10 protein-coding genes are annotated in these 9,440 nt (G+C 70.9%); 5 read left to right on the top strand and 5 right to left on the bottom strand.

Translation table 11 applies throughout. From position 1 onward, the window contains the following. Positions 1-152 precede the first annotated feature (152 nt). From H0488_RS19140 to H0488_RS19130, 3 genes are read right to left on the bottom strand one after another with little or no spacing between them, the layout of a single operon-like run. Positions 153-692 (bottom strand): TIGR03086 family metal-binding protein, encoded by a 540-nt coding sequence (locus tag H0488_RS19140; RefSeq protein WP_183100832.1) that lies wholly within the window; start codon positions 690-692, stop codon positions 153-155. Between the two features lie 21 nt (positions 693-713). Further along, positions 714-1,352 (bottom strand): DsbA family protein, encoded by a 639-nt coding sequence (locus tag H0488_RS19135; protein WP_183100831.1) that lies wholly within the window; start codon positions 1,350-1,352, stop codon positions 714-716. Between the two features lie 59 nt (positions 1,353-1,411). Next, positions 1,412-3,073 (bottom strand): CHAP domain-containing protein, encoded by a 1,662-nt coding sequence (locus H0488_RS19130; RefSeq protein ID WP_183100830.1) that lies wholly within the window; start codon positions 3,071-3,073, stop codon positions 1,412-1,414. Between the two features lie 160 nt (positions 3,074-3,233). Between H0488_RS19130 and pepN the strand changes: the two genes are divergently transcribed. Next, the gene (pepN, locus tag H0488_RS19125; RefSeq protein ID WP_446685629.1) at positions 3,234-5,891 is read left to right on the top strand and encodes an aminopeptidase N; all 2,658 of its coding nucleotides are present in this window, start codon (positions 3,234-3,236) and stop codon (positions 5,889-5,891) included. A gap of 106 nt (positions 5,892-5,997) precedes the next feature. Here the strand turns inward: pepN and H0488_RS19120 are convergent, their stop codons facing one another. Together H0488_RS19120 and H0488_RS19115 are read right to left on the bottom strand one after the other, a co-directional pair. Beyond that, positions 5,998-6,360, bottom strand: coding sequence for a DUF5130 family protein (locus tag H0488_RS19120; RefSeq protein ID WP_183100828.1), 363 nt, complete (start codon positions 6,358-6,360; stop codon positions 5,998-6,000). Between the two features lie 6 nt (positions 6,361-6,366). Continuing rightward, on the bottom strand, positions 6,367-6,720 hold the full coding sequence (locus H0488_RS19115) for a hypothetical protein (RefSeq protein ID WP_183100827.1): 354 nt from the start codon (positions 6,718-6,720) through the stop codon (positions 6,367-6,369). Positions 6,721-6,803: 83 nt separating this feature from the next. Between H0488_RS19115 and H0488_RS19110 the strand changes: the two genes are divergently transcribed. From H0488_RS19110 to H0488_RS19095, 4 genes are all read left to right on the top strand, one after another. Then, a complete protein-coding gene (locus H0488_RS19110; protein WP_183100826.1) occupies positions 6,804-7,793 on the top strand; it encodes a mechanosensitive ion channel family protein in 990 nt (329 codons plus the stop codon). Positions 7,794-7,800: 7 nt separating this feature from the next. After that, positions 7,801-8,184, top strand: a complete 384-nt coding sequence (locus H0488_RS19105) for a globin (protein ID WP_183100825.1) — start codon at positions 7,801-7,803, stop codon at positions 8,182-8,184. Between the two features lie 328 nt (positions 8,185-8,512). Continuing rightward, positions 8,513-8,971, top strand: a complete 459-nt coding sequence (locus tag H0488_RS19100) for a hypothetical protein (RefSeq protein WP_183100824.1) — start codon at positions 8,513-8,515, stop codon at positions 8,969-8,971. Positions 8,972-9,228: 257 nt separating this feature from the next. Beyond that, a partial coding sequence (locus H0488_RS19095) for an RNA polymerase sigma factor (RefSeq protein ID WP_281369705.1) occupies positions 9,229-9,440 on the top strand: 212 nt, incomplete at its 3' end.

Below are 9,440 nucleotides of genomic sequence, written 5' to 3'. Positions count from 1 at the left end.
CGGCGGTTCCGACGGCAGCGACCGCTGCCGTCGCGAGCCGGGTCAGCTCACGTCGTCCGAGTGGCAAGTCCGAGAAAACCATGGACATCGAGCATGCGACATGTCCGGTCAGAAGCCGCGCACCCGCCGATCCGTGCGCGTGTCAGCGAGGATCAGACGGTGCGTCCGGCGAAGGCCGCGAGGGCGTCGTAGGGGCCCGCGTCAGCAGGCGGCTCGACCTCCGGGCCGAAGGCGTCACCGCGCTTGTCGGCGCTCATGTTGGCTCGCATGAACTCCAGACCGACCTGGGCCACCTCGGCGTCGAGCCGATCGAGCGGGAAGCCGACCGCCACCGCCAGGTCCCACGTGTGCACGGCCAGCTCGGCCACCTGCCACTCCGCAGGAACCGGCGGGTCTCCGTCGAGCGTGTGCCAGGCGTGGAGGAGGTCGTCGGCGTGCACCCGGTAGGAGCCGGCCCACGACTCGGTCAGGTGCGGGGGCGGAGCCGACCAGTCGGGCTGCTCGCCCCGCATCATCGTCAGGAAGTTCGCCGGCGTCTGGACCAGGTGGTCGGCCAGCGCGCTGACGTCCCACTCAGCGCACGGCGTCGGGTCGCCGAGCCGGTCGGCGTGGACGTGGTCGAGCACGTCGCCGGCCTGGTCGAGCGCGTGCACCAGAACGCGGACAGCATCGGTCGTCGTCGACGTCGTCATGTCGCCGACGTTACTCCCGAATCAGGTGAAGTCCAGGTCGCCCGTGCGGCTGCGCTTGAGCTCGTAGAAGTACGGGAACGACGCCAGCGCCACGGCCCCGTCCCACATCCGGCCGGCGTCGTCGCCGCGCGGGATCCGCGAGAGGACCGGGCCGAAGAAGGCCGCACCGTTGACGGAGATGGTGGGCGTGCCGACCTCGTCGCCGACCTGGTCCATGCCCTCGTGGTGCGACTTGGCCACGGCGTGGTCGTACGACGGGTCGTCGATCGCGTCGATGAGGTCGGCGTCGAGCCCGGCCTCCGCCAGTGCCTCCGCGACCAGGGTCCGCCCCTGGTCGGGCTCCTCGTGGAGCCGGCGGCCCTCGAGGTGGATCCGCGACCCGAGCGCGGTGTAGAGGGGCAGCAGCGCGTCCGCGCCGTGCCGCTGCTCGGCCGCGACCAGCACGCGCACGGGGCCCCAGCCGGGCGCCAGGAGCGTCCGGTACTCCTCAGGGATGTCCTTGTCCTGGTTGAGGTACGCCAGGCTCATCACGTGCCAGGTGACGTCGACGTCGCGCACCTGCTGCACCTCCAGCATCCAGCGGGACGTGATCCAGGCGAAGGGGCACAGGGGGTCGAACCAGAAGTCCGCGCGATCGCGGACGCTCTCCGAGACGGTCATGCCGGTGGAACAAACCGGACCCTGGTCCGCATTCCCGGCCCACGCGACCGGGACGGCATTCAGCGCAGGATGCGGACGGTCGAGACCGCCTTCGCCTTCCGGATCGCGCCGCTGCCGGCGTACCAGGCACGAACCTGGCGGTCACCCGGCGCGATGTCGGTGAGGACCAGCTTCGCGCGGCCGTCCACGAGCGTCGCCGTGACCACCTGGGAGCCGACCTTGACCGTGACCTCGCCCGGCACCGTCACGTCCGGGACCGCGAGCCGCACCCGGACCACGGCCTTGCGCGAGCGGCCGTCGGCCGTCAGCGTCATCGTCGGCTTGGCGGTCACGATGCGCGGGGCGGCGACGGTCTCGACCAGGTCGGCGAAGTTGCGCCGCGAGCGGGTGACCTGGACGGACAGGGTGGCGCCGAGGTCCGGCGTGCCCAAGGTGTACGTCGCCGCGGTCGCGCCGTCGACGACCACGCCGTCGCGCAGCCACTGGTAGGCCACTGCCGCGTCGATGGGCCGGACCTCACCCGGCACCGCCGTCAGCACCTGGCCGAGGCGGGTTCTCCCGGTCATCGTGGACGGGGTGGTCTGGGCGAGCTGGCCGATCACCACCGGCCCGACGGGGTCCGACCGCACCGGGGAGTTCCGGTAGCCGGGGGCCCGCGCGTGGGTCGCCACCACGATGTCCTTGCCCAGCAGGGCGCGGGTCAGGGTCAGCGTCGGCCCGTCGGCGCCGTCGATCAGCACGCCGTCCGCCTTCCAGCGGTAGAGCGTGTCCACCGAGGCCGGGGTCCACGTCGCGGGAGTGGCGGTGAGCGCGTCGTCGACCATCGGGTCGCCGGTGATCACCGGAGGCGCGACGACGGTGAACTCGCCGCGCTCGACCGGGGCGGTCGGAACCGTGCTGATCGTGCTCGGGGTGTAGCCCGCCCGCCGCGCGGTGACCGCGACCGTGATCGCCTTGCCCTTCTCCGCCGCAGTGGGCGTGAAGGTCTGGTCCGTGGCCCCGGCGATCTCGGCGCCGTCGGCGCTCCACTGCCAGGAGATGGCGAGGTCGCGGTTCGGCGACCAGGTGCCGCGGGTCGCGGTCAGCTCGACGCCGACCTGCGGGGTGCCGTTGACCACCGGAGCAGTGGTGTTCTGCACGGCCTTGTCGACGAAGTGGATGAACCCGGTCGGCCAGCGGCCGCTGTCGCGGGTGATCCGGCGCCAGTGGAAGTCACCGCTCCAGGAGTCCTCGCTGATCACGATCTCGTCGTCGGAGACGACCTGCTCGACGTAGGCCACGTGGCCGCTGGACCCCACGCCGCTGTCGTAGCGGTCCCACCACGCGATGGCTCCGACGCTCGGCCGGCCGTTCGTGATGTCGGACCGGGCGTGACCCCAGTTGTAGGCCATGCCGGACCCGTCCCACGGCCGCTCGGTCGACATACCGGCCCGGATCATCCGGTAGGCGGCGTAGTTGGTGCAGTTGTGACCGGCGTACATCCGCCAGTACATGCGGTTGTTGACCGCGCCGTAACCCGCGTCGGAGTAGCCCGCGTTGCGGCACCCGGCGTAGCCGGTGCAGAGGTACGTCGACCCGGAGGCCGGCGTGGTGTCCGGACTCTCGGACGGGGCCGGTGAGACCGCCTGCTGCTGCACCCCGACGACGACCGCGACGGTCGCCAGGAGCGTGCTCGTGAGCAGCGCGGTCCCCCCGCGCCAGAGCAATCGTCCAAGGCGCATGAGGGACACTCTGGGTCACTTTCACCCCAGAACGCAACAAAATGAACAAAAAACCCACCCGTCACGGGCGTGTCGCGCTTGACTTTCCTAAGTTACACCGTTGTGGTTCGCACCGCACGGGCGCCGAACCGGTCTCCAGTGTGACCCAGGTCGCTTCCCGATGTCTGACAATCTGAGGACCGGTGGGAGGATGTCGGGCATGCCCGGAACCAACCTCACGCGCGAAGAGGCCACCGCCCGAGCCGCGCTGATCGACGTCACCTCGTACACCGTCGACCTCGACCTCACCAAGGCTGAGGAGGACGGCGTCACGACCTTCGGTTCGACCTCGACGATCGCGTTCACCTGTCGCGAGCCCGGGGCGGAGACCTGGGTCGACCTGGTCGACGCGACCGTCCGCGACATCATCCTGAACGGCAGCCGGATCGACCCCGCGTCGTACGTCGACAGCCGGATCCCGCTGACCGGCCTGCAGGCCGACAACACGCTGGTGGTCAGCGCCGACTGCACCTACTCGCACACCGGTGAGGGCCTCCACCACTTCGTCGACCCCGCCGACGGCCGGGTCTACCTCTACTCGCAGTTCGAGGTCCCGGACGCGCGACGGGTCTTCGCCTGCTTCGAGCAGCCCGACCTGAAGTCGGTCTTCAACTTCAACGTCACCGCCCCGGCGCACTGGAAGGTCGTCTCCAACGCGCCGACGCCCGACCCGGTCGCCGCGGTCGACGGCAACGCGTTGTGGAGCTTCCCGACCACCAAGAAGATGTCCACCTACATCACCGCGGTCGTCGCCGGCGACTACTACGAGGTGCACGACGTCTACGAGGGCCGGCACGGCGTCATCCCGATGGGCCACTACTCCCGCCAGTCGCTCAAGGCGGAGCTCGACCGCGACCGCGAGGAGCTGGTGCTCCTCACCCGGCAGGGTTTCGAGTTCTTCGAGGAGGCCTTCGGCTTCCCCTACCCGTTCGAGAAGTACGACCAGCTCTACGTGCCGGAGTACAACATGGGCGCGATGGAGAACGCCGGCTGCGTGACGCTGCGCGACGAGTACATCCCGCGCTCGCGCCAGCCGCGCTCGTTCTACGAGTTCCGCGCCTCGGTGATCCTCCACGAGATGGCGCACATGTGGTTCGGCAACCTGGTGACGATGCGCTGGTGGGACGACCTCTGGCTGAACGAGTCGTTCGCCGAGTGGGCGTGCTACCACGCCGAGACGCTGGCGACGTCGTACACCGATGCCTGGACCGGCTTCGCCAACATGCGCAAGCAGCGCGGCTACCGCGCCGACCAGCTCCCGAGCACGCACCCGATCGCGACCGACATGGTCGACCTGCACGCGGTCGAGGTGAACTTCGACATGATCACCTACGCCAAGGGCGCCGCGGTGCTCAAGCAGCTGGTCGCCTGGGTCGGGCTCGAGCCCTTCCTCGACGGCCTGCGGGAGTACTTCCGTGACCACGCCTACGACAACACCGAGTTCATCGACCTGCTGACCGCGCTCGAGAAGGCGTCGGGCCGCGAGCTCACCGGCTGGGCCCAGGAGTGGCTGCAGACCGCGGGCGTCAACACGATCACGCCGGTCTTCGAGCTGGCCGACGACGGCACCTACTCCTCCTTCGCGGTCCAGCAGAGCGCGATCGCCGAGCACCCCACCCTGCGCCGGCACCGGATCGGCATCGGCGTCTACAACCACACGGAGTCCGACAACGGGGGCGGCGGCCGGCTCGTGCGCAGCGAGTACGTCGAGGTCGACGTCGTGGGCGAGCTCACCGAGATCCCTGAGCTGGTCGGCACCACCCAGCCCGANGAGATCCCTGAGCTGGTCGGCACCACCCAGCCCGACCTGCTGCTCCTCAACGACGGCGACCTGACCTTCGCGAAGGTCCGGCTCGACGAGCGCTCCCTGGCGACCGCGGTCGCCAGCCTCGGCGCCTGCGACGACTCCCTCACCCGGGCGCTGATCTGGAGCGCCGCCTGGGACATGACCCGCGACGCCGAGCTGGCCGCGACCGACTTCGTCGAGCTGGTCCTCCACAACATCGGCGCCGAGACCGACTCGTGGGGCCTCACCGCGTTCCCGGCGTACGCCGCCCAGGCCGTCACGCAGTACGCCGCGCCTGCCAACAAGACCGCCCTGCGCGCCCGCTGGGAGCGCGGCCTCCGCGACCTGCTCGAGGCGGCCGAGCCGGGCACCGACCACCAGCTGACCTTCGCCCGCTCCTACGCCGGCGCCGCGCACAGCGACGCGGCGATCGCCGACCTGGAGGCGATGCTCGACGGCACCCTGACCTTCGAGGGGCTGACCGTCGACCAGGACCTGCGGTGGACGTTGCTCAACAACCTCGCCCGGGTCGGCCGGGCCGACGACGCCCGGATCGACGCCGAGCTGGCCGACGACAACACCATCTCCGGCAGGGAGCACGCCGCCGCCGCGCGCGCCGCGATGCCCACGGCCGAGGCCAAGGAGCGCGGCTGGCACCAGGCGATGGTCGACGGCTCCGTGCCCAACGAGACGGCGAAGCAGGTCGTCGTGTCGTTCATGCGCGACGGCCAGCAGGACGTGCTCGCGCCGTACGTCGACCGCTACCTCGCCGACGCCCCGCTCGCCTGGGACCGGCTCGGCGCCCACCGCGCCGCCGTCTCGCTGGAGTACATCTTCCCGCGGGTGCTGGCCTCCGACGAGGCGCTGGCCAAGGTCGACGCGTGGCTGGCGACCGAGGCCGACGGGGTCAACCCGGGCGCGCTGCGGTTCGTGAAGGAAGGCCGGGCCGACATGGCCCGCGCCCTCGCCGCCCAGGCCAAGGACGCCTCCTAACCCCGACCCGGCGCAAGCTCGCGCTCAGAACCCGTCGACCCGGCTCGAACTAACGCGAAAAACCCCCCGAGTCGGCTCTTGTCAACAAGAGCCGACTCGGCGGAGGTCAGGCGCGCGCGTGCTCGGCCAGCAGCCGGATGCCGCGGATCAGCCCGCCGGACAGGTCGCCCTCGGCGAAGGACCGCGTCATCTCCTCGACCGCGAGCGCGGCCTCGGCGTCGGTCAGGGCACGGCGGACCTCCCCGCCGGTGACCACCTCGACCGCCCGCAGGGTGGGGTCGACCATCACCAGGATGCTCCGAGAGGGCAGCACCAGCGTGTTGTGCAGGCTGGTCGCGAACGAGTGCGGGTCGTGACCCTCGATCGGGCCGACGAAGACCGAGATCTCGGCCCGGCACGCCTGCTCGGCCGCCCGGATCGTCGCGTCGAGCGCGGCCTGCTCAGCGCTGGAGAGTGCCGCGGTTGGCATCGCGGGCTACCAGGTACCGCCGGCGCCGCCGGCCTTGGAGCCCTCGGTGTCGGGTGCGGCGAGCTCGCCGGCCGACTTCCGCGGGCCGCCGAGCCACTGGGACTCGAGCTGCTGCTCGCCGGGCTTGATCGACTCGCCGCGCGCGAGCGCCGGTCCGAGGACCATCGCCACGATCACGAGGAAGACGAGCACCGGGACGCCGCCGAGGAGCAGCACGGCGTCGAGGATGTCGACGGGCTCCTCCTTCGGCCAGCCTTCAGGGGTGTCGGCTGACGCGGGAGCGGCGGTGGCGAGGACGGTGGCCACGGCGAACCCCGCGAGAGCGGCAGCGGCGAGGAGGCGTCGTACTGTGCTGGTCACGGTGCTGAGGATATCGGCTCCGGTCCCGGGCCCGACAGGGGCGCCGGTTCGATACCGCTGCCGGTCTTTGCCACACTCGGGGGATGCCTTCTCTCCCCGATCTGATCGGACTGGCCGCCAACCCCTGCGCCGACGGCGAGCAGGTCTGCGACCTGGTCTTCGACTGGACCGGCGACGCCCGTTTCGCCGACTGGGCCGACGTGCTCATCGGCAAGCCCCTGGCCATCCTCGGGCTCGTCCTGTTCGGCGTGGTCGTGCGCTGGGTGCTGCACCGCGTGGTCGCCCGGATCGCCCGCCGCGCCGAGAAGGGCGTCCTGTCCGAACGGCTCGACGCACTGGCTCTCGCCCGCCGGGCCCAACGGGCGGAGACCATGGCCGGCGTCTTCCAGAGCATCATCACGGTGGTCGTGATCGCGGTCGTGACGACCATGATCCTCAGCGAGGTCGGGGTCAACATCGCCCCGATCATCGCCAGCGCCGGCATCATCGGCATCGCGCTCGGCTTCGGCGCGCAGTCACTGGTGAAGGACTTCCTGTCCGGCATCTTCATCTTCCTGGAGGACCAGTACGGCGTCGGCGACGTGGTCGACCTCGGCGAGGCCATCGGTTCGGTCGAGGCGGTGACCCTGCGGATGACGCGACTGCGCGACGTCAACGGCACCGTGTGGTTCGTCCCCAACGGCGAGATCGTGCGGGTCGGCAACCAGAGCAAGAACTGGTCGCGCGCCGTGATCGACGTCGGGGTCGGCTACAGCGAGGACCTGGCCCGGGTGCAGCAGGTGCTCCGCGAGGTGGCGCACGACCTGTGGGAGGACGAGGACTTCAAGGGCATCATCATCGAGGAGCCCGAGGTGACCGGCGTCGAGATGCTCGCCGCCGACTCGGTGACGGTGCGGGTGATGGTCAAGACCGCGCCGCTGCAGCAGTGGGGGGTGGCCCGTGCGCTCCGCCAGCGGATCAAGGCCCGCTTCGACCACGAGGGCATCGAGATCCCCTTCGCCCAGCGGGTGGTGTGGCACCGCGAGGACAAGAGGGGGGCCGCCGCGTCGGGCGGCACCACCGACGCGGGATGATGGCGGCGTGACCGAGGCGCAGACGTTCTACGAGGAGATCGGCGGGTTCGAGACCTTCCGGCGGATCGTCGCGAAGTTCTACGAGGGGGTCGCCGGCGACGAGGTGCTCCGGCCGCTCTACCCCGAGCAGGACCTGGGCCCGGCGGAGGAGCGGTTCCTGCTCTTCCTGGTGCAGTACTGGGGCGGACCGACGACGTACTCCGAGCAGCGTGGACACCCGCGACTGCGGATGCGGCACGCCCCCTTCCCCGTCGACACCACCGCCCGTGACCACTGGCTGCGCCACTTCCGGGCGGCGTTGGACTCGGTCGCCCTCACCCCTGAGCAGGACGCCCAGTTCTGGGCATACATCACGCACGCCGCGACGTTCATGATCAACACGCCTGACTAGCTGGTCCAGACCACTTCGGAGTTCTTTCGAACTCGCGTAACAACTGCCCGGTGTCGCGACAGGTAGGGGTGCACGACGAGTTCGAACGGAAGACGAAATGACACGACGGTCCACCCCACGGCTCCGGGTCGCCCCACCGACCCTCGAGCCGGACCCCGTGTTGCTTCACCAGTTGGCGACGCTTGGCGCAAGCTCGGCACCAACCGCTCGAACCGCTCGTTTCGCCGTCGCGCGTGCCCTGACCGGTGCGGCAGCTGTTGCCGTCATCGGGGGCACGACCTGGGTGGCTGGAGCAACACCAGGGTCCGACCCTTCGGTCGGACCCGCGGTGCGGGCCACCCAGGAAGCGACCGGTGCGACGAGCCCCGGAGGTGACGTCGAAGCCCCCTTCGACGTCACGCCCTCCGAGCCTGGCAGCCCCTGGTCCCCGGGGCTGCCAGGCAAGGGGACCTCGGCGACCGACTCGCCGGACCGCACCGGCGCTCCCCGCGAGCCCGGCCAGCAGCCGCCCAACGACAGCGCCGGCCAGGGCAAGGACAAGGGCCGCGGCGACGGCACGGGCAACGGGCACGGTCGCGGTCACGCCTACGGACACGTCAAGACGCCGCCCGGCGCCGACCGCTCGGCCGACAAGCGCAGCGACAAGACCACCGACAAGACCACCGGCAAGAGCACCGGGCGGAACGCCGGCCGCAAGAGCGACAAGCGATCCGCCGACAACGGCAACCACCGGGGCCTCGACAAGCGTCGCGCCCCCGCGCACTCCCACGGACGGGGGCACCGTTAAGGCCGGCCGCGACGACCGTCCCCCACTGACCTCACCGGGACGCAGGACGTGTGCGAGATCGGGACGCGCACGGCTGCATCCGGGAGCACAATGGGACCGGCGCACAAGCACGAACCGGCCGCGCTCGCGGCCATCACACGCGCTCGGGGAATGGGAGCTGGTCACGCGCGGTGAGGTCCGACGACGAACTTGTCGCCGCGGCCAAACGCGGCGACCCTGAGGCTTGGCGCGAGCTCTACCGGGCTCACGCCGGCCGCTTGCTGCTGTGGTTGGAGTCCCGCGCGTCCGGTCTCGACGACAGCCCGGACGACCTGGCCTCCGAGGCCTGGCTGGTCGCCGCGCAGAAGATCGCCGACTTCCACGGCACGTCGTCCGACTTCGCCGGCTGGCTGTTCGGCATCGCCCGCAACCACGCCGCCAACGCGCGGCGCCGCAGCGGCCGCCGGCAGGCCGCGAGCGCGGCGATCCC

This window comes from Nocardioides pelophilus (assembly GCF_014180685.1).
Classification (GTDB): Bacteria; Actinomycetota; Actinomycetes; order Propionibacteriales; family Nocardioidaceae; genus Nocardioides; species Nocardioides pelophilus.
This window is presented reverse-complemented; position numbering and strand designations above follow the sequence as displayed.